The organism is Streptomyces sp. NPDC127119, assembly GCF_042677425.1.
GTDB lineage: Bacteria > Actinomycetota > Actinomycetes > Streptomycetales > Streptomycetaceae > Streptomyces.
Window position 1 is genome coordinate 53,108 of sequence record NZ_JBHXTO010000007.1, and the last position, 18,441, is coordinate 71,548.

The 18,441-nt window shown below is 65.8% G+C and carries 17 protein-coding genes; 8 read left to right on the forward strand and 9 right to left on the reverse strand.

What is annotated here, in order from left to right:
• Positions 1 to 197 precede the first annotated feature (197 nt).
• Both ACFVH5_RS05605 and ACFVH5_RS05610 read left to right on the forward strand, forming a co-directional pair.
• Complete coding sequence (locus ACFVH5_RS05605; protein ID WP_385832281.1) at positions 198 to 965, forward strand: helix-turn-helix domain-containing protein; 768 nt, start codon at positions 198 to 200, stop codon at positions 963 to 965.
• Positions 965 to 1,438 (forward strand): NUDIX domain-containing protein, encoded by a 474-nt coding sequence (locus ACFVH5_RS05610; RefSeq protein WP_385832282.1) that lies wholly within the window; start codon positions 965 to 967, stop codon positions 1,436 to 1,438. Before ACFVH5_RS05605 ends, ACFVH5_RS05610 begins: the two co-directional genes overlap by 1 nt.
• Here ACFVH5_RS05610 and ACFVH5_RS05615 read toward each other — a convergent pair.
• Together ACFVH5_RS05615 and ACFVH5_RS05620 are read right to left on the reverse strand one after the other, a co-directional pair.
• The gene (locus ACFVH5_RS05615) at positions 1,435 to 1,995 is read right to left on the reverse strand and encodes an HD domain-containing protein (RefSeq protein WP_385832284.1); all 561 of its coding nucleotides are present in this window, start codon (positions 1,993 to 1,995) and stop codon (positions 1,435 to 1,437) included. The genes ACFVH5_RS05610 and ACFVH5_RS05615 overlap by 4 nt on opposite strands.
• 11 nt (positions 1,996 to 2,006) lie before the next feature.
• On the reverse strand, positions 2,007 to 2,453 hold the full coding sequence (locus tag ACFVH5_RS05620) for a GntR family transcriptional regulator (RefSeq protein WP_385832286.1): 447 nt from the start codon (positions 2,451 to 2,453) through the stop codon (positions 2,007 to 2,009).
• Between the two features lie 428 nt (positions 2,454 to 2,881).
• On the opposite strand from ACFVH5_RS05620, the gene ACFVH5_RS05625 reads away from it, so the two are divergent.
• From ACFVH5_RS05625 to ACFVH5_RS05635, 3 genes are all read left to right on the forward strand, one after another.
• On the forward strand, positions 2,882 to 4,318 hold the full coding sequence (locus tag ACFVH5_RS05625; protein WP_385832287.1) for a hypothetical protein: 1,437 nt from the start codon (positions 2,882 to 2,884) through the stop codon (positions 4,316 to 4,318).
• Between the two features lie 1,354 nt (positions 4,319 to 5,672).
• On the forward strand, positions 5,673 to 6,446 hold the full coding sequence (locus ACFVH5_RS05630) for a hypothetical protein (RefSeq protein ID WP_385832289.1): 774 nt from the start codon (positions 5,673 to 5,675) through the stop codon (positions 6,444 to 6,446).
• A gap of 414 nt (positions 6,447 to 6,860) precedes the next feature.
• Positions 6,861 to 7,553: a DUF4145 domain-containing protein gene (locus ACFVH5_RS05635; RefSeq protein ID WP_385832290.1), complete on the forward strand. Its 693-nt coding sequence runs from the start codon at positions 6,861 to 6,863 to the stop codon at positions 7,551 to 7,553.
• A 103-nt stretch (positions 7,554 to 7,656) separates the two neighbouring features.
• On the opposite strand, the gene ACFVH5_RS05640 is transcribed toward ACFVH5_RS05635, so the two are convergent.
• The 3 genes from ACFVH5_RS05640 to ACFVH5_RS05650 form a co-directional block, all read right to left on the reverse strand.
• Positions 7,657 to 8,088: a hypothetical protein gene (locus tag ACFVH5_RS05640; protein WP_385832292.1), complete on the reverse strand. Its 432-nt coding sequence runs from the start codon at positions 8,086 to 8,088 to the stop codon at positions 7,657 to 7,659.
• The gene (locus ACFVH5_RS05645) at positions 8,081 to 9,067 is read right to left on the reverse strand and encodes a hypothetical protein (RefSeq protein ID WP_385832293.1); all 987 of its coding nucleotides are present in this window, start codon (positions 9,065 to 9,067) and stop codon (positions 8,081 to 8,083) included. Before ACFVH5_RS05645 ends, ACFVH5_RS05640 begins: the two co-directional genes overlap by 8 nt.
• 257 nt (positions 9,068 to 9,324) lie before the next feature.
• Positions 9,325 to 9,966, reverse strand: a complete 642-nt coding sequence (locus ACFVH5_RS05650) for an ATP-binding protein (RefSeq protein ID WP_385832294.1) — start codon at positions 9,964 to 9,966, stop codon at positions 9,325 to 9,327.
• Positions 9,967 to 10,152: 186 nt separating this feature from the next.
• On the opposite strand from ACFVH5_RS05650, the gene ACFVH5_RS05655 reads away from it, so the two are divergent.
• From ACFVH5_RS05655 to ACFVH5_RS05665, 3 genes are all read left to right on the forward strand, one after another.
• The gene (locus ACFVH5_RS05655; protein WP_385832296.1) at positions 10,153 to 11,025 is read left to right on the forward strand and encodes a helix-turn-helix domain-containing protein; all 873 of its coding nucleotides are present in this window, start codon (positions 10,153 to 10,155) and stop codon (positions 11,023 to 11,025) included.
• Positions 11,022 to 11,225 carry a DUF397 domain-containing protein gene (locus tag ACFVH5_RS05660; protein ID WP_385832297.1) on the forward strand — a complete coding sequence of 68 codons (204 nt, stop codon included), beginning with the start codon at positions 11,022 to 11,024 and terminating at the stop codon, positions 11,223 to 11,225. Before ACFVH5_RS05655 ends, ACFVH5_RS05660 begins: the two co-directional genes overlap by 4 nt.
• A 147-nt stretch (positions 11,226 to 11,372) precedes the next feature.
• Positions 11,373 to 12,125, forward strand: a complete 753-nt coding sequence (locus ACFVH5_RS05665; protein ID WP_384803237.1) for a DUF4142 domain-containing protein — start codon at positions 11,373 to 11,375, stop codon at positions 12,123 to 12,125.
• Positions 12,126 to 12,136: 11 nt separating this feature from the next.
• On the opposite strand, the gene ACFVH5_RS05670 is transcribed toward ACFVH5_RS05665, so the two are convergent.
• The 4 genes from ACFVH5_RS05670 to ACFVH5_RS05685 form a co-directional block, all read right to left on the reverse strand.
• Positions 12,137 to 12,658, reverse strand: coding sequence for a MarR family winged helix-turn-helix transcriptional regulator (locus ACFVH5_RS05670; protein ID WP_384803454.1), 522 nt, complete (start codon positions 12,656 to 12,658; stop codon positions 12,137 to 12,139).
• 240 nt (positions 12,659 to 12,898) lie between these two features.
• Positions 12,899 to 13,972: a LacI family DNA-binding transcriptional regulator gene (locus tag ACFVH5_RS05675; RefSeq protein ID WP_385832299.1), complete on the reverse strand. Its 1,074-nt coding sequence runs from the start codon at positions 13,970 to 13,972 to the stop codon at positions 12,899 to 12,901.
• Positions 13,973 to 14,093: 121 nt separating this feature from the next.
• The gene (locus tag ACFVH5_RS05680) at positions 14,094 to 16,628 is read right to left on the reverse strand and encodes a beta-galactosidase (RefSeq protein ID WP_385832301.1); all 2,535 of its coding nucleotides are present in this window, start codon (positions 16,626 to 16,628) and stop codon (positions 14,094 to 14,096) included.
• On the reverse strand, positions 16,628 to 18,394 hold the full coding sequence (locus ACFVH5_RS05685) for a glycoside hydrolase family 35 protein (RefSeq protein ID WP_385832302.1): 1,767 nt from the start codon (positions 18,392 to 18,394) through the stop codon (positions 16,628 to 16,630). The genes ACFVH5_RS05680 and ACFVH5_RS05685 overlap by 1 nt, the downstream gene beginning before the upstream one ends.
• Positions 18,395 to 18,441: the final 47 nt, after the last annotated feature.

Sequence of the window (18,441 nt, forward strand, 5' to 3'; positions counted from 1 at the left end):
ACGTGTTCCTCATCTTGCAGAGAGAGGCTAGCCCCGTCAAGCCCGTCGGCTGTTCGAAGTTCTGCGAGCCCCTCCGCTCGACATGCCTAGAGACTGGCTTCTCCAACGGCGACACTCGACTTCGCGCCTGTACGACCTAGGTCGTCCTTAGCTAGCGTGAAGTCGTACCAAGTCGTCCCATCTGGCCGGAGGTTGGCGTGTCGAACGAGCGACTGCGCGGCGCGATAGTGGACTTGGGCTTGACTCTTGACGAGGTCGCTCAGCGGCTCGGGGTCGCGTCCAAGACGGTCGAACGCTGGATCAACGAGCCTGAACGCAAGCCCTATCGCCGCTTCCAGTACGCGACAGCCTCACTGCTGAAGTGCGAGGTGTCGTACCTATGGCCGGACGAACGCACATCAGCCGAGGTCACAGCCTCTGGCAACGCGGAATTGGTCAGGCTCTATCCACACCGGTCCGTCGTGATGCAAACCCTCTGGACGAACCTCTACTCCAAGGCGACTCGCCAGTTTGACCTGCTGGTGTACTCCGGGTTCTGGCTCACGGAAGACGCGACGTTCCACCGCATCGTGAAAGAGAAGTCAGCCGACGGAGTGCCGATTCGCCTCATCCTGGGAGAGCCCACGGCGCCAGCCGTTGCGGTCCGCGGCGAGGACGAAGGGATAGGCGCGGCGATGGGAGGCAAGATCCGAAACGCCCTCATCAACTACGGCCCGCTCTTCGGCCTCCCCAGGGTGGAGTTCCGGCTGCACGGTACGACCCTCTACAACTCGATCTATCGGGCCGATGATGAGATGCTGGCGAACGGGCACCTCTACGGCGTCGGCGCCTACATGGCCCCCGTGCTGCACCTGCGACGTGTGCCCGGCGGTGAGCTCTTCGACGCTTACGCTGAGAGCGTTGAGAAGGTCTGGGAATCGGCCCGCCCGATCTCTTCACCTGCCGATTGGAAAGGCACTGCCTGATGAGCCGCATCGACTACTTCCGCGACCCGAACGCTCCTCAAGCCAACTCGGTGGTGCCCTCGGTCACTGCGGTCGTACGAGACGACGCGGGGCGGTTGCTGCTCATCCACAAGACAGACAACGACCTGTGGGCACTGCCCGGCGGTGGCCACGACATCGGCGAGCGCATCGGAGACACTGTCGTCCGTGAGGTCGCGGAAGAGACCGGCATTGATGTTGAGGTAGATAGCATCGTGGGGATCTACACCGACCCTGAACACGTGCTGGCGTACGACGACGGAGAGGTCCGGCAACAGTTCTCCATCTGCTTCCGGGCCCGCCCCGTCGGTGGCTCTCTGCGTACGAGTAGCGAATCAAAAGAGGTCCGCTGGGTTGCCCCAACGGACCTCGATGGACTGGTCATTCACCCGTCGATGATGCTCCGCATCCGGCATGGTCTCGACGAATCACGGCACCATCCCTACATCGGCTAACCGTCGACAGAGACCTGTACCAACCGGTCCTCAATGCGCTTCGCCGCTGCGTGGATCTCAGGAGCCGCGCGCTGAATGAACCGCCCGACAATCGTGTCAGGGCCGTACCGCTGCACAATCTCGTCCAGCCTCTCGGCCGGCGTGGTCTGCCTACCGTCGGGCGTCGTCGTCATGTCGCAGTACAGCAGGGCGTCGACCAGGTCCGGGCGCTCCAACTCGAACTCCCCCTCAAGCTCTTGCCTCAGTCCGCGCTCCTCGGCTTCCAACAGGGCGCAAGAGTGGTGAGCCACGAGACGAACGACCCGCTCGTCTGTCCTCTCCCGGTCCCGGAGGAACCGCGCACCGTCCAGCGGGTGGAAGCCCGTGGTGGCGATGGCTGGCGAGTACCCGATGTCGTGAAGCACTGCGGCGGCTTCAAGCAACTCTGCATCGGCACCCAGGATCGGCCTAAGGGAGCGAGCGCGCTCGGCGACCCCCAGCGAATGAGCCCACCGACGCGGGAGCGGATCAGACAGCAGCGATTCGGAGAGCGAGTACGCCCACTCAGTCAGTCCCATGACGGCAAAGACTACGGCCGAACCGTGGGGGTCGGGAGAGCGCGCACCGTTCGCCCCTTGCCGTGGACCGTCGCGAGCAGGCCGTTTCCCTCCATCTGGGCAAGAACCCGCCGCACCGCAGTGCGGGAGTAACCGAACCGCTCACAGAGCTTTGCTTCGGACGGATACGTATCGCCCACCGACAAGCAGTCCTCTGTGATCACGTCGGTCATCCGTTCCGTGAGAGACCGACGGTCGCCGCCACGAGCGACCCGCCATCCAATGCCAGGAGCAGACTCAACAACACCGTCGGCTTCGAGAGCCTTCAGGGCGCGACGGATCGTGTTCCGGGCGACTCCATGCGAACGCATCAGATCAGCCTCTGACGGTAGAGCGCTGTCGCCTCTCCCCGCCTCGATCTGGTTTCGCAGCGCCTCAGCAATGACCAGGTAGGTCCCGCGCGGACTGGTCTCCGGCACTTCGGCTCCTCTCATTCCACCCGCTGCCCGCCGTCAAGAGCGTCACCGGGCGCACGGGCGGACAGCAGTGTCCCACGCGTCCGACTGCCTGTTGGGGCTCTCACCTGCGCAAACGGTCCGGACAGCGCACAGGACCGCTGTCCGGACTATCCAGATCGCAGACGTTGCCGCTCTCTGGGCGGTCAGGCCCATTAGCGAAGCAGATCTCCGTGAGGCCACAAGAGCCACTGCGGCTTCCGACCTGATCGACTCAGCCGATCTCGGTGGCGGCGGCACTCGCACTGCGCAAGATCGCCTTTCACAAACATCACCTGCCTGGGCGGTCAGCTAATGACCACATGACACCAAGGAAACGAATCTCCCCAAATCGCACGATCCGATCACAGTCTCACAGTACCATTACCGAGATCGACGACCATGGAGACCGCATGAACGAAATGGAACTTCCCGACAGAATTAACCGCGATTACCCCCTAACGGAAAAAGTAAATTCCGTACAATCGCCGACAGAATTTGATCATGACTACGATTCCGCCGTAGACAATCTAGAAGGGGCTCTACTCTCTGCCGCCGCTGAAGCAATGTCGCAACTTAACATCGATTCGGTGCTAGAAAATTTGACTGAAGCCAAACGGGTGCGCCGAAACTATCTGAATCTCCTGGATCGTTGCGCTGCCGATCCCGTACATCCCCTTACATCGGAAATTAGCAGCCTTCGCGATTACGCAACACACATGGATATTTTGCGCGAACACATGCAGGCCGTCTGGGAGGCACTCAAAGAGTACACGCAGGGCAGGGGAGTCGAGGCTCTGCGACGACTCGACCAGGCAAGCACCCTCACAGCAACAGAAGGGCCATCCTCCTCATTCCTCTACTCGCAACTGAGGGTTACGACAGAGAACGTCTCCGGGATGATCCGGCGAGGAGCGATGGACTACGCCGGTGCGAGAGCCGCTTTCGACAGAGCTGCCGCCACCGCTCAAGACTACTCGGAAACTTTATCCGGCCAATCGGAGAACAACGAAGACGATGAAGATATCCTGGCTCTATTCAGCTACTTGCAACACGCCAGTGAGGCTTACAGCTACCATATGCAGTACGAGCAACAAATTAATTGGGGAGATTACGTCAGTGCGGCAGAGAGTGCCGACGCGGCAAATTCATCATACCTGGAGGCTGCATCTTGCGCCGACAGGCACATTCCCGTAATAGCTAACTTCCTTCGCGCGTCGTCGTTTGAGGCTCTCGCTTTGCGCGATATTGCGAACGCCACTATTCAGCTTGAACAAGGAAACTGGGAAGCTACATCGGGACTGATCAAGTCGATTCAAGCACATTATCAAACGGCCAGTCGAGTATCCCTCAGGAGTAGACATCCGGCTGCGAGCGCCATGCAGGAGAGGTTTCTAAATTCTGGCTCCAGTTGGGTCACAAGGTTTCGTCGGCAGATGGATCGCGAACAAAAGCACCGTGCGCGAATTGAAGAGCTGCAACTTGAATTGCGAAATCTTTACGGAAGCGTCTGCAACGCTTTGGGACCAGCAGGCATAGTCGTTAATAACGCCACAGAAATGGTGACTTCAGTCAAACAGCAAGTAGAGGTGGTAAGTCGCGTCGAAATAAACATTCGCTCGCTATTGCGAGAGGTTCCGGACGCCCTGGACCAATCAGATATGCCGCCCCAAGAAATAGAAGAACTCTCCGCAGAAGCAGTCAGGTTGGCCGAAGAAGAAAGTGATCAAGCCACCTTCTTCTCTCGTGTGCGAAACTTCGCCGAAGGGCTTGCTACCGCTTTGGGAAAAGGAGTGGAACTAGCTACACCTGTTGTCGCACTTCTGAAGTCTTTGTCGATCGTGAAGTGATCGTCGTAAGTGGAATGATCTCCCTCAAGTCTCATCACCATGAACGGCTCAGCTCGGCTCCGCATGAGGGTGTCCGAGCTGTCCGGCTGTCCGATTATTACCCTGACCTGCAGAAATACCCCGGACAGCTAGAACGCTAGCTGTCCGGGGTGTCCGGACGGATGGCCTCAGATGTCGGTTAGGACCCGAGGCTTCGGGTACGACCGGTTCCCGATGTCAAGGTGTCCGCACGACTTGCCCCTGTTGGTGAAGGCCGCACCGGTCTCCCGCGTCATGGCAGGGAAGAACAGTTGCGCCTCGGGCGACTGGCCCGAAGTAACCCAGTCGCAACCAGGACTCTCCCGTAAAACCCACAGCAAGAGCCGTCGCCCTAGGCCTTGTCGCTGCCATTCGTCGATGATCGAGATCTTCGCGATCATCCCGAACCTGCAGTCATGGCAGACGTTCCAGATCAGCATTGCGTGATCGAGCCCATCCCGGTCACATACGCGGATCACCTTGCAGTCCGTACGCGCACTGTTCGGGTAGTAGAGGAAGAGCTTCTCTGTCCTGGGGTGACGTGACTTGATCCACCGCCATCTGAACTCACCTACGCCTTCGGGCATTTAGCCTCCATCGATTCGATGCCCAAACCGTACGAGTCGAGACTGACAACGGGGGCACACCTCTCAAACTGGCTGAGCGGAGCGTCGAACGGCCACAAGCGGCTGCAACACCCCGGGTGTTGCAGCCCGTCGGCGAAGCCGACCTCTCAATGGGTGCAGGAGCCGGAGGCGACTTCCGACTTCGCACTATCTGCGATACAGGAGGGCACCCCACACCTTCAGAGATCAAGGAAAATGCTGGTCAGCGCCGAATTGCAAGCGGATCTCCGAACGTGCTCCGGAGCCGTGTGCGCAGGTTCGAATCCTGCCGGGGGCACACTGTGTAAGTGTGCCCAAGACCCCGCCATCAGCGGTTTCGCTGAGGACGGGGTCTTCGCGTGTCTGGGGGCGTGTGCAGGCGGATGCCGCCGAAAGCAGCCGTTTGCCAGTGATCACGTAATAGCGACGTGATGACCTTGGCGACCCTTCTGGCAGTTCAACGGCTGCCTCGTCTCCTTGTCCGTCTCCGCGCAGGCAGTCGAGCCTCTCGGTCCGACCACTCGCAAGTGAAGATCCCTGGCATGTGGCCGCGCTGGTCGTCTTCAGCCTTCACGCTGTCCACTCGTAGGTCCCGCGGCACGGGACCTACGAGTGCGGACGGCCTACCCACGCCACCAACGCTGTCGGCACGCGTCTCACGCTCGGTCGCTCGGGGCTCCACCCAGGTCCTGTTGTCCCATGCGGCCAGCTCGTTGGATCAAGGAGGAGAGATGCTGGCGAACCTACTGCCTGGCCTTCGTGACGTCCGGGCACCGCTGTCGGCGGGGTGCATTTGGCTTTTGACGCTCTGGCTGATCGTGGAGCATCGGGTCCCCACGCGAGAGCAAGCGCAAGGCGTGTGGGCGTCGCTGTATCGTCTCGGCGGTTTGATGGGCCCTGCCGCACTGCTGGCGTCCGCGGCTTTTGCCGCGTACCTCATCGGTGCGATGTTGATGGTCCGAGTTGCCGCGGTGAATGTGCAGGAAGCGCGGAAGACGGCAAGGCTCAGGAACATTCAGATGGCTCTCACACCACGTGTGTCGAGGCTCGCGTTCGATGACCTGGTCCGCTTCCTGCAGGCGCAAGGACGAGTGGCGATACCAAAGCCGGACGAGGTCAGAGATGCTCGGCGTGAGCAGGGCGAGCGTGGTCTGGCCAACCTTGTGGCACGTGACGTTCTTGGTGAGACCAGGCAGCTTCGCATTAAACTCCTGATCGCCAACTACGACTTGTTCAACGAGTACGACCGAGCTGTGGGAGAGGCAGAGTTCCGCAAGAACGTCGCCTACTCCCTCGTAGGTCTCGCAGCCACGCTGAGCTGGCTCTATTCGCCTTGGTGGGCTCTCATTCTGATTGTGCCTTTCCGGCTCTACATCGCCGGGGTGGGCAGCGAGCGGATAGCCAACGACGTCATCATCCAGGCTGTGGTGGCGGGACTCCTGGAGCCAGCTACCCTGACCGGAGCCGCCGGGCTGCCGGCTGTTCCTACGGAGCAGGGGCCCTAGCAACGCGAGAGGAACTCCTCCCTCTCTCCTCAGAGGCAGTGCTGGAACGCTGGTGGGCAGCCGCAGCACTCCAGAGAGCCGGTATGGCGGATGCGTCGATCCAATTAGCGTTTATTTTTCCGAGTTTCGATGAACCGAGCGGTATTTTTGGCAGCTTGCGGCACGCATTTTCAAATAGCCGGTGGAATAGTTGCCGATAGACGTACGGTCTTCCGTGGGAACGAGCACTGCGGCGCCTCATCGTCAGAGACGGACGGCACTCCGCTGATGCCTGCACGGGGTATGTGGTAACCGTGCGAGCGTTGTGGATCTCCCGGAATTGTTATCGGGCCTGCCCTGCCACTTGCTCCGCTCAGCGAGCACAACAGTCTTAAATCTCATGCCCATCGAGCTGCTGCCCGCTAGTCTCCGACCATGGCGAGCACGACATGCGGATGGTGCGGACGGCTGGCTCACATGAGACCCGTCGGCGGTGCCGAAGTGGTCCTCGATCAGAACAGCCGTCTCAACGTGGGATTCGAAGCCTATCAATGTGCCAACTGCCGTCGACTGGTCCTCGCCCACGGGTGGACCGACTACAAGCCGACGAATGATTGGGACAACGCACCTTCTGATCTCTGGGACCATCCTCAGGCCCAGCAGCCACGATGGTTTCCCCCGGCAAAGTCCAACAGGACATTCCCAGATGTCCCCGCAGCAATCGAGTCACTCGCGGTTGAGGCGCACGACTGTCTGACCATCAAGGCTGACCGAGCTGCAGTCGCACTCGCCCGCTCAGTGGTCGAGGCATCTGCGAAGGAAAAGGGTGTCAACAGAGGGAGCCTCATCGCGAAGATCGATGAGCTCCACCGTCTCGGACTGCTGCGTGAACACATCACGGAGGCTGCACACGAGGTGCGCTTCGGCGGAAATGAGGTGGCCCATGGTGACCTCACCCCCATCGATCACGAGGCGGCCGAAGAGATACTGACACTCATGGATGAGGTGTTGAACGACCTGTTCCAGTCTCCGGCTCGCGTGGCCCGTGCCCGTCAGCGGCGCGAAGAACGTTCCCAGGCAGTCACTGAAGCGAACACGACTGCGCCAGAAGGACAGCCCGGCACCTGAGCTCCTGAACCAGCGGTCACAGCAAGGCCCCGCGGACCATCACAGACGCACGGTGGGCTCGCGCGTGTCCCGACGGCGGTGTCATGTCCGAAACGCGTTGCGATCAGAGCTCCCATACCTGGTCCGGGTCGTCCAGTGCCGACCGGATCTGGGAGAGGTCTCCGATGTCCGCGAGTGGTGAGCTCTTGGCGATGTCGACGATCCCTCGCACGACGGCCTGCAGAACCTCGCCGTTGCCCTCGTCGAGTGCCCTGTCCAGCCGCACGAACATCTCGTCGTAGATGTTGCGTCGTTCCTCAAATGCCTGCGCAAAGTAGTCCTTGAGGACGGCTTCGGCAGCCCGGATCCGAGCGACCTCGGTGGCTTCGTAGGCCTCGATCCGGGCTCTCTTGGTGCTCTCGACCTCATGGATGTGGATGCACTCACGGGCGGCTTCGACCATCCCGTTCAGCGCGGCGAGGCCGTCCATCGCTCGAACCGAGCCCTTGGCCGCGTTGACGACCTTGCCCACGTGCACCTTGGACTGGTCAGGCATGGTGAGTCTCCTCGATCAAGGGTGTGTACCTGATGGTCAGGTTTCCGCTGCGCTCGTCCAACTTGCCTTCGGTGTCGACAATCGGAGTCGCCGCCACGTCGCGGACCGCCATGACCAGTGCCATGGCTCGCTGAAAGCGCTCGGCGTGCCTCGGCGGATCGAACGGCTCGGACTCCAAGAGCTCCAGCGCGTCGAGCGCCCGGAAGGTGAGGTCAGTGAGAAGCTCGCGCAGTTCTGCGGCGCGGGTGTCGACGCCCTTCAGTCGGGCGTCTGTCTCGTCAAGCTCAGCGACTGCCACGGCGATCTTCGCCTCGGTCTCCCTTGCCCGGGTGATCGCCTTCGTGCCTTGGCCCTTGACGATCAGTCCACCGATGAGCAGCGCGGGACCAATGGTGACGAAGTTGAGCGCTGTGGCTCCCAGGGCCACGCCTCCGCCACCCGACGCAAGCGACCCACCGCCAAGGAGAGCGAGGGTCGCGCTCTCGGCTGCGGCACCGGCCAAGCCGGAGATCGCGGCTCCGGTGCTCGCGACTCCAAAGTTGCTCACCGCGGCTGTGATCCCAGCGCCCGCGCCCGCTCCCGCCACCGCAGATCCCAGAGCCCCGCTGATCCATGCCACCGCGTCGACGTCGAGGCCGCGAAGCCCGGGGATCTTGGTCATGGTGGCATCGATGCCCTCCACCAGCAGCCGTTCACTCTCGCGTACCTGTCGCTCGTGGCGGCGCAGGAAGTCGCCCATGCGTAGGACGACATCGGCCAATGCCTGCCTCTGCTCCTCCCCCAATGCCTTGAGGGCAGCATTCGTTTCTGCCAGTGCGTCCTCGGCCTGGGCTCGGCGTAGCTCGTAGCTCCGGCCTGCCTCTTTGCACCGGTCCTTGGAACGCTTCAGATCGCGAGCGCCTTTGCCGCCAAGCGCGACCCCGCTACCGCCCGTCGCCACACCAACACCGATGAGTATAACGGGTATGAAGAATGGCACGATATCCCCCTTCGGCCGCCCACGATCCTGCGCAATCGGCAGGTACAGCCGTTCACATTGTGCCCTTGGTCGGTAATCGTCCGAGGTGTCATTGCGTCGATTGATCGTTGATTGACCGACGCCATCGACAGTCGCGGCGCTCCAAGGAGAAAAATCAGGCTCTACGCGAGCAGTTGCGCCAAGCCCGTCAGCGGAGGGACCAATGGAGCGGCCTTGGAACAGCCGACGCCCCGGTCACAAGCTGGATGGCCACGCACTCAAACGCCCCCTGCGTCCTCCCCGCGTTGCCGGACAGTGAGCGGTTCCGTTGCTCGGACTCGTAGCGGCGGGCCCTCGTCCAGGCTCAGCACCACCGCGGGGTCGTCCCCGTCATGGCGTTCGCTTCGTGCGCTGACGACCACGCGCCACTCACCCCATACCTTCACGAGCTGGTCCGGTCCCACCATGGCCGCCGCGATCTCCCGTTCGACGGGCTCGGCGACGATGTCCGGCGCCTTCAGCTCGGCCCATACCGTTTTTCCGGTACCGGCCTCGTGTTCCTCGACGCCCCAGCGGTGCGCCAGTGCCTCCACCAGGAGTAGCCCGCGCCCACCGGTCTCGTCGTCGCTGGGCGTTCGCACTTCGGGCCGGCCCGCGCCCTCGTCGCTGACCTCCAGTCTCAGCAGACCGTCCGCCGTTGCTCTCGCGATCCGGACGCCGACCTGTCGGCCACTCGACGCGGGGGCTCGCAGCGCATTGGTCACCAGCTCGGAGAGCAGCAACTCCGCCACGTCCAATACGTCTTGGCCGACGCCCCATTCCCCGAGCACGGCGTGCGCCAGCGCTCGCGTTCTCGGGACGCTGCGACGGCAGTGAGGCAGCTGGAAGGTGACTTCGTTCGAGCCTGGGCTCCCTGTCATGACACTCCCTGGTGATCGGTGGTCGGCGATCTCGTCCCCGCGCTGCGGCGGCAGTTGCTGGTTCACCGAGGCAGACATTCCGCAGCATATGTATTGGCGCAACGTTGCATAGGGCTTGTTAGTCTCGCTTCACCCCTTCGAGTCACTTCGCGGCCTGAAAGCCTGACCTCTGGTAGGAGTCGCCCCATGCCTACTGTCAAACCGTCCACCGTGCTCGGACGCCAACTCGGCGACGAGCTGCGCAAGTTCCGTGAGGCTTCGGGTGTGTCCATGGCGGACGCCGCCGAGTTGCTCGACTGCACAAAGGGAAAGATCAGCCGGATGGAGAACGGGCACGTTCCCGTCCGCGCTCCGGATCTGAACGCGCTCATGCAGGCTTACCAAGTCCGGGACCTTGAGGCTCGCACGCGTCTCAGTGCCATGGCGCAGCGCGCCAACCGACGTCGCCGCGAGGGATGGTGGCATCCCTACGACGCAGTTCTAGGAGATTCGTACCGGGACCAGATCGAGCTGGAAGCCATTTGCGACAGCGTTCGAACGTACGAGGTGCAACTGGTCCCCGGACTGCTTCAGACCGCCGAGTACGGGCGGGCGGTGACAGTCGCCTCGCGGGCTTGGCAGACGCCTGAGGAGATCGACCAGTTCGTTGAGGTCCGGCTCGCCCGGCAACGACGGCTCACCGACGAGGACCCCATGTCACTCTGGGCGGTGCTGGCAGAAGGAGTTCTGCGCCAGCACGTGGGCGGCCCGACCGTGATGCATGCACAGCTGGAGCACCTCGTCGCCATGGCGGAGCGGCCCAACATCACCGTCCAGGTTCTGCCGTTCGCACGTGGTGCCCACTCGGGTATGTTCGGCCCGTATCTGCTGCTGAGCTTCCCTCAGGTGACATCGCTCGACCTTGTACTGACGGAGACCCCGACCGGCAACATCTGGGTGGAGCGCGAACCGGCGGTCGCTTATTACCGCACGCTCTTCGACGACGCCCGCACTACAGCGCTGCCTCCCACGGAATCACGCACGCTGATCCGCCGCATCGCCAAGGAGTATCGAGCATGAGCCAGGACCACCACATACAGCCCGTACTCGCGGAAGCCGTATGGCGTGCCAGTAGCTACAGCGGCGGCCAAGGCAACTGCGTCGAGGTCGCCGGCAACCTCACCCCCCTCACACCCGTCCGCGACAGCAAGCGCCCCGCCGGACCCGTACTCGCCTTCTCCCGCAACGCATGGACCAGCTTCGTCGATCACCTGCGTTGAACCGACGGCGGCTGCGCAGGACCGACGATGCCTGGATCTACGGCCGACTCAAATCCCCCCGAGTGCAAAATTTACCTAGCGCAATGATTGCCTTGTGCTTCTCGTACGTACCCCCTGTGGACCGGGTCGTACAGCTCAGGAGGCAGCATGCGTGTCACGCAACGCACCGCAGGGACCGTATTCGTGATCGGTGGGCTGGGCGTGACGGTTGCCGCGCTTGCGTATCCCGCTCTCGTCGGGGTGGAGACCACCACGACCAGTCAGGACCGGATCATCGCCAACACCCGGTACGGGCCCCTGACCGAGGCCGACCGGGATTTCGTCGTCAAGGTGCGGGCCGCGGGGCTCTGGGAGCATCCGCTGGGGCTGATGGCCATGGAGCGTGGGACGACCCCTGCCATGAAGGAGGCCGGGAAGCATCTCGTCGCCGGGCACTCCGGGCTCGACGAGATGTGCCGGAAGATAGCGCCCGAGCTGGGCATCACCCTGCCCAACCAGGCCAGCCCGCAGCAACAGCAGTTCGTGGCCACCGTGGACGGGAGCACCGGGCAGCAGTTCGACACGACCGCCGTCAACATCATGCGCGTCACGCACGGGCAGATCTTCCCCGTCATCGCGAAGATCCGCGCCAACACCAAGAACACCATGGTCCGTGAACTCGCCGACCTGGCCAACGACACCGTCCTCGACCACATCACGGTGTTGGAGAAGACCGACCTCGTCAACTACGACCAGGTCAACTTCCAGCAGACCAGCCCGCCCAAGCTCCCCAAGGCCGAGTTGACCCCGCCCGCCCCGCAGCCCGGCTCGCCCGTCCTCGTCCTCAACAGGCCGGAAGGGCTGGATGTGAACACGACCTCGCCGACGCCCACCCCGACTCCGACCCCCGCCGTGGGATGAGCGACAGCCCGCTATCCGTCGTGGCCCGTCGGCGGGTCCACCCAGCCCAGCGGGTGCGGCACCCCGTCGTCCGCGTCGTCCACGTCCGGGACCGGGGGCTCGCCGCCCGCCTCGTTGAAGGCGGTCAACGCCTCGACTATCGCGGTCCGTTGGCCGGGCGTGAGGCGTTCCACGATCGTGGCGATCTCCGCGCGCCGGCGGGCCGTCACGTCCTCGACCGTGCGGCGGCCTTCCTCCGTGAGCCGGAGCAGGGTCTCGCGGCGGTTGCCGGGGTTGGTCTGCCGGTCGGCGAGACCGGCGGTGATGAGCCGGTCGACCATGCGCATGGCCGTGGACGGCGCGACCTGGAGCAGCTCGGCGAGCGTGACCAGTTTGGTGGCGCCGCGCGTGGACAGCACGACCAGCATGCGGACCTGCGGCAGGGTCACCCGCTCCTCGACCTCGGCGAGCGAACGGGCCGAGACCGCGACCAGTACGCGCGACGCGGTCAGCACCGCCCGGGTCACCGCGTCGACGTCGTCATCGACGCCCACGCCGGCGACGCCCGCGCCGGCAACGGGCGCGTCTTCCACTGCCACTTCACTTGCGTCTACGTCGTTCATGACGTCCAGGTCCTCCGTGACATCGACGTCATCTGTGGCTCCGACAGGGGTCTCGTGCTCCGGCATGTGTCCTTTCTATATCGCCGAAGTGCCTGCCCACTCACCTGATCCACACAGATTTTCCTCGTCCGTGACCCGTGTAAGCACGCAAAGGCTCAACGGCTGAATGGCTCAACGGGTCGGCGCCGGGCCCGTACTTCTGCGCACGATCAGTTCGACCGGCACCACCCGGTCCAGTTCCGGTTCCGGCGGCCCGTCCAGCTGGGACAGGAGCAGCCGCAGGGAACGCGTACCGATCTCGGGGAAGTCGGTACGGACCGTGGTCAGCGGGGGCAGCAGGTGCGCGGCCTCGGGGATGTCGTCGTAGCCGACCACGCTGACGTCGTCCGGCACCCGGCGGCCCGACTCGTGCAGGGCGCGGAGCACGCCGAGCGCCATCTGGTCGTTGGACGCGAAGATCGCGGTGACGTCGGGGTCCTCGGCCAGTCTGCGGCCCAGTTCGTAGCCCGAGTCGGCGCTCCAGTCGCCGACGAGGGGCTCGTGGACCACGGCCCCCGCCGCCTTCAGCGTGGCCCGCCACGCCTCCACCCTGCGGTCCGCCGACAGCCAGCCCGTGGGGCCCGCGATGTGCTGGACCGTCACGTGCCCGAAGTCCAGCAGGTGCTCGGTCGCCTTGCGGGCGCCCGCCCAGTTGTCCGCCGTGACGAACGACGCGTCCTTGCCGAGGTCGTTCTCCAGGACCATCAGCGGGGTGTCGAGCCGCGCCTCCGCCAGCGCCTTGCCCACCCAGCGCTGCGGGGCGATGGCGATCACACCGTCCGCGCCCTCGGCCGACAGGGTGTCCACGGCCCGTACGACGGTGGCCCGGTCCGCCGTGTCGAGCGCGATGGAGCTGACCAGGTAACCCGCTTCCTGGGCCGCGCTGTTGATCGCGGTCAGTATGGAGGCCGGGCCGTAACGGGCCGCGTCGAAGGAGATCACGCCCAGCATGCGGGTCCGGCCGCTGGCCAGCGAGCGCGCACTGCGGCTCGGGCGGTAACCGAGGGTCCGCATGGCCGTCAGGACCACCTCGCGGGTCTCGGGGCGGACGGCCGGGTTGTCGTTCAGTACCCGGGACACCGTCTGCTTGGAGACACCGGCCAGCCGCGCCACGTCGCCCATCACCGGCCGCGCGCCCGCGAAGTTGCGCCGGCTGCGTCCCTTGGGGAGATCGGGCGGCCCATCGTCACCGGCGCTTCGGGTCATTGCGGGTGATGCCCTTCGAGGTACGGGGACGGGGGTGCGGGTTCGTCCGTCGGGCGGAGCCCGCCCGGTCGGCCCAGAATAGGCCGCCGGGCGGGAAGGCGGCGCGGCAGTCGGCCCCGCCCTACCCTGGCTGCCTCACCTCCCCCGCCTCCCCGATCACCCACGTACGGGTCGTCACCCACTCGACCCGCCCCACCGTCGCCACAGCCCCCTCGCCAGGAGCCACGTCCGCCACGTACACCCGCGCGTCCGCCGCCCTCGGCAGCACCCGCAGCCGCAGTCCCTCTCCCCGGAGGGCGAAGGCCGGGAGCCGGTCCAGGGCGATGTCCCAGGGCCGGCCCGTGTGGAACTGGTCCGCCACCAGCCTGTCGCCCACGTACGCGCGTGCCACGTCCCCGGACCAGTGGACGCGCAGGAGGGTTCCGGTGAGCGGGAGTCCGTCGGGGACGGCGATGGCGTACTCGGCGGCGGTCGTGTCGTAGTGCTCGTCGGCGGGGGCGCTCGCCCGGCCCAGTACGCCGGTCACGGGCAGGGGCGCAGGCCCGGCGGCGCGCACCAGCTCGGCCTCTCCGAATCCGAATCCGAATCCCGCTGCCGCTCCCCCGGCCTCGACCCCGACCCCGCCCCCGACATCTCCCCCTCCCTCTCCCCCTTTCCCTCTCCCGGACCGCGGGTCCAGGCCGTCCCCCGTCAGGTGATACCGCGTGAACACCCCGTCCCCCGACTCCCGCAGGCTCCCGCCCGTCACCACCGGAGGCCGTCGGGGCGCGGGCAGCACGGCGAACGAGGTCGCACCGGCCGGGCTGTGCACCCGTACCTCCCCCTGCCCACCCCGCGCGTACTCGTCGAAGACAACACCGACACCGCCACCGCCACCGGAGTCGGAACCGGCGAGCACCAGCCGCTCCGCTCCCCACGCCACACCCCGGTAGGCGGTACGGGCCGTCCTCGCGTCCAGGACCAGGAGGCCGACCCGTTCGCCGTCCGCCGTGTCCACCTCGACCAGGGCATCGGTGCCGGGCCGCACCCCCGTGACCAGGACACGGCCGTCGAGCGTGACGCACTGCCCCGAGGGCACCTGCACCGATGCCAACGTATCGGCGTCCAGGGCGAGTTCGACCGGGATGCCGTCCGTCGCCGCCATCACCAGGACCGTACGGCCGTCGGCGTCGACCGTGCAGACGGGCTGGGCGGTCGCCCAGTCCAGGCGTAGACCCCCGACCTCCAGACGCAGCGGCCAGCAGAAGTACGCGCCCGTCGGGACCGTGACCGGCGTGCTCGGGAAGGTCAGCGCGGGACCCGCCGGGAACTCGACCGTGAACGAGGTGTCCGGGTGGTCCGGCAACTCCTCGTGCGGCTGGTGGTTGTTGACGAAGAGGAAGCCGGAGTCCTCCGAGGCCCGGACCGCCCAGCGCAGGGTGTCCCGGTCGCCGTGCCCGGTCGGCTGCCGTACCGGGAGGAAGGACTCCATCGGCGCGAGCAGCCGGCCGAAGTCCGCCAACAGCAGGTGCTGCAGGCGCAGTTCGTCGTACGAGGGGCGGTACTGGCCGTACTCGCCCAGCGGGGCCTGGAAGTCGTACGTGCGGACGGGGAGGTCGTTGGGGTAGCCCGTCGCGTGGGACTCCTGGAGGGTCGTCCGCTCGCCCACCGGATTCGTACCGCCGTGGAACATGTAGTAGCCCTGCCACACGGAACCGCAGCCGATCTTCGTGAGGCCGAGCGCGCCGACGTCGGCCGCGTCGACGCGTGGGCGGCGGTGGTACGAGACCGCCATGCCGCCGCCCAACTCGCAGGTGGCCCAGGGGAATCGGCCCTCGGTGGCCGTCGGGTCGGCGCCGCGTACCGTCGTCGGGCGCAGGTCGGCGCCGATGCCCTCGTCGTCGCGCTGGTGGGTGAAGAAGAAGTGTGTGCGGCAGGTGTCGGGCCAGCCGCCGTCGGCCTCGGTCCAGAAGGTCTCGGGGTAGCCGCCGTACAGCGGAAGCAGTTCGTCGGGCGGGAGTTCGACACCTCCCCACGCCGTCGACGTCCACAGCGGGGCGCTCAGTCCGGCCGCCTGGGCCATGCGTTTCAGTGTCAGCAGGTGGCCCGGCTGGTCGTACAGCTCGTTCTCGATCTGGATCGCGACGATCGGGCCGCCGTGCGCGCGGTCGAGCCCGCTCAGTTGCGCCGCGATGGCCTCGTACCAGGTGCGTACGGGTGCCAGGTACGCCGGATCGTCGGTGCGCGGGGTGCGGGCGCGGGTCAGGAGCCAGTCGGGTAAGCCGCCGTTGCGGACCTCCGCGTGGGACCAGGGGCCGATGCGCGGGACGAAGTCCAGGCCGTGGCGGGCGCAGAGGCCGGCGAAGCGCCGCAGGTCCCGGTCGCCGTCGAAGCGGATCCGGCCCTCGACCTCCTCGTGATGGATCCAGATGACGTAACTCGCGACGGCCGTCACCCCGCCCGCCTTCATCTTCAGCAGCTCCTCCTCCCACTCCCCCGCCGGGTGGCGGGTGTAGTGGAACTCGCCGGAGACCGGGAACCAGGGGCGCCCGCCGCGGGTGAGGCAACGGCTGGTGACCTCGATCGGGTCGGGCACTCCGGGGGCGTCGGAGAAGGGGAGATGGCCGGTGAGGGGTGGCGCGGCCTGCGTGGACACCTTCAGGCGCAGCGGCGGCATCAGGGCTTCACCGGGCCGAGTTCGGGGGTGTCGGTGAGGTGGACGCGCGGTTCGGTCGTGGCCTGCAGCTCCAGCAGGACGACGTCGTTGGTGCCGGGGCGCAGGACGGGCGCGGGCACGTACAGCGTGCGCTGCGGGCCGCGGTTCCAGTAACGGCCGAGGTGGAAGCCGTTGATCCAGGCCTGGCCCTTGGTCCAGCCGGGCAGGGAGAGGAAGGTGTCGGCGGGCGTGCGGACCTCGAACGTGCCGCGGTGGAAGGCGGGCCCGGCGTCGGACGGCGAGTCGGCGGCCGGAGCGAAGGGAATCGCTCCCGCCGCGTCCAGGGCCAGGGGGTGGCAGTCCCAGCCGTGCAGGGCGGTGCCGTCGAAGGTGACGGGTCCGAGCAGTCCCTTGGCTGCGCCGATACGCGGCCCGTAGTTGACGCCACCCATGTTCTCGACGAGCACGTCCAGCGTGGCACCGGCCCGCATCACACGCACAGCCAGGGTTTCCTCGTGCCGTTCCCGCTCCAGTACGCCGACGGGGGCGCCGTCCACGAAGACCTGGGCGCGGTCGCCGACCCCGCCCGCGAAGTGCAGGACACCGTCGCCGGCCACGGGAACCGTGGTGCGGTAGAGGACGTACCCGGCCCGCAGGCCCAGCTCCTCCATGGTCACCGGACCGGCGTCGACGCGTACCGGCTCGGCGAGAACGCCGGCGTGCGGGAGCAGCGGCGCGCGATCCCCCACCTCAACAACAGTGCGGGGCAGTTTGGGGCTCGGCGCCGGGGCGGGCTCGTCGGGGACCGGCGCGTGCCGGGAGATGACGTCACGGAAGGCGTGGTACTTCGGCCCCGGGTCGCCGGACTCGGTGAGGGCCGCGTCGTAGTCGTACGAGGTCACGATCGGCTCGTACGCGTGGTCGTGGTTGGCGCCGTTCGTGAAACCGAAGTTGGTGCCGCCGTGGAACATGTAGATGTTGACCGAGGCGCCCGCGGAGAGCAGCCGGTCGAGGTCGGCGGCGGCGTCGGCCGCGTCGCGCACATGGTGCGGTTCGCCCCAGTGGTCGAACCAGCCGATCCAGAACTCCGCGCACATCAGCGGCCCTTCGGGCTGATGGGCCCGCAACTGATCGAGCGACTCGGTGATCCGGCTGCCGAACGTGCCGGTCGTGAGGACGCCGGGAAGACTGCCGGCCGCAAGGTGCGCCGGGTTGGCCTGGTCACAGGTGAACAGAAGCTCGTCCACACCCCGGGCGCGAAAGGACTCGGCGAGGTGTTCCAGATACGCGCGGTCGTCGCCGTACGCCCCGTACTCGTTCTCCACCTGGACGGCGATCACCGGCCCGCCGTTCGCGGCCAGTTGGGGCAGGAGCGGGGGAATCAGCAGGTCGAGATAGCGGTCGAGCGCGTCGGTGAAACGGGGGTCGCTGGTGCGCAGCCGGATGTCGGTGTCCGTGGTCAGCCAGGAGGGCAGGCCGCCGCCGTCCCACTCGGCGCAGATGTACGGGCCCGGACGCAGCAGCACATGCAGGCCCTCGGCCTGGGCCAGCCGCAGATAACGGGGCAGATCGAGGATGCCGTCCAGGACCAGCGTGCCGGGTTCGGGCTGGTGAAGATTCCAGGGGACGTACGTCTCCACCGTGTTGAGGCCCATCAGCCGGGCCTTGCGGAGCCGGTCGGCCCACTGGTCGGGGTGGATGCGGAAGTAGTGCATCGCACCGGAGATGATCCGGAACGGCTCGCCACGCAGCCGGAATCCGTCGGAGGACGTACTCAGAACAGTCATCAGGATGCTGCTTCCCTTCAGCTCGGACAGGGGATCGGTACGGGGGA

Bases quoted from the DNA above. Each gene is read 5' to 3' on its own strand.
- ACFVH5_RS05630 (WP_385832289.1), top strand. From the start codon at position 5,673: ATGCTGGCGAACCTACTGCCTGGCCTTCGTGACGTCCGGGCACCGCTG.
- ACFVH5_RS05610 (WP_385832282.1), top strand. From the start codon at position 965: ATGAGCCGCATCGACTACTTCCGCGACCCGAACGCTCCTCAAGCCAAC.
- ACFVH5_RS05680 (WP_385832301.1), bottom strand. From the start codon at position 16,628: ATGCCGCCGCTGCGCCTGAAGGTGTCCACGCAGGCCGCGCCACCCCTC.
- ACFVH5_RS05660 (WP_385832297.1), top strand. From the start codon at position 11,022: ATGAGCCAGGACCACCACATACAGCCCGTACTCGCGGAAGCCGTATGG.
- ACFVH5_RS05640 (WP_385832292.1), bottom strand. From the start codon at position 8,088: ATGCCTGACCAGTCCAAGGTGCACGTGGGCAAGGTCGTCAACGCGGCC.
- ACFVH5_RS05675 (WP_385832299.1), bottom strand. From the start codon at position 13,972: ATGACCCGAAGCGCCGGTGACGATGGGCCGCCCGATCTCCCCAAGGGA.
- ACFVH5_RS05615 (WP_385832284.1), bottom strand. From the start codon at position 1,995: ATGGGACTGACTGAGTGGGCGTACTCGCTCTCCGAATCGCTGCTGTCT.
- ACFVH5_RS05635 (WP_385832290.1), top strand. From the start codon at position 6,861: ATGGCGAGCACGACATGCGGATGGTGCGGACGGCTGGCTCACATGAGA.
- ACFVH5_RS05650 (WP_385832294.1), bottom strand. From the start codon at position 9,966: ATGACAGGGAGCCCAGGCTCGAACGAAGTCACCTTCCAGCTGCCTCAC.
- ACFVH5_RS05625 (WP_385832287.1), top strand. From the start codon at position 2,882: ATGAACGAAATGGAACTTCCCGACAGAATTAACCGCGATTACCCCCTA.
- ACFVH5_RS05685 (WP_385832302.1), bottom strand. From the start codon at position 18,394: ATGACTGTTCTGAGTACGTCCTCCGACGGATTCCGGCTGCGTGGCGAG.
- ACFVH5_RS05655 (WP_385832296.1), top strand. From the start codon at position 10,153: ATGCCTACTGTCAAACCGTCCACCGTGCTCGGACGCCAACTCGGCGAC.
- ACFVH5_RS05665 (WP_384803237.1), top strand. From the start codon at position 11,373: ATGCGTGTCACGCAACGCACCGCAGGGACCGTATTCGTGATCGGTGGG.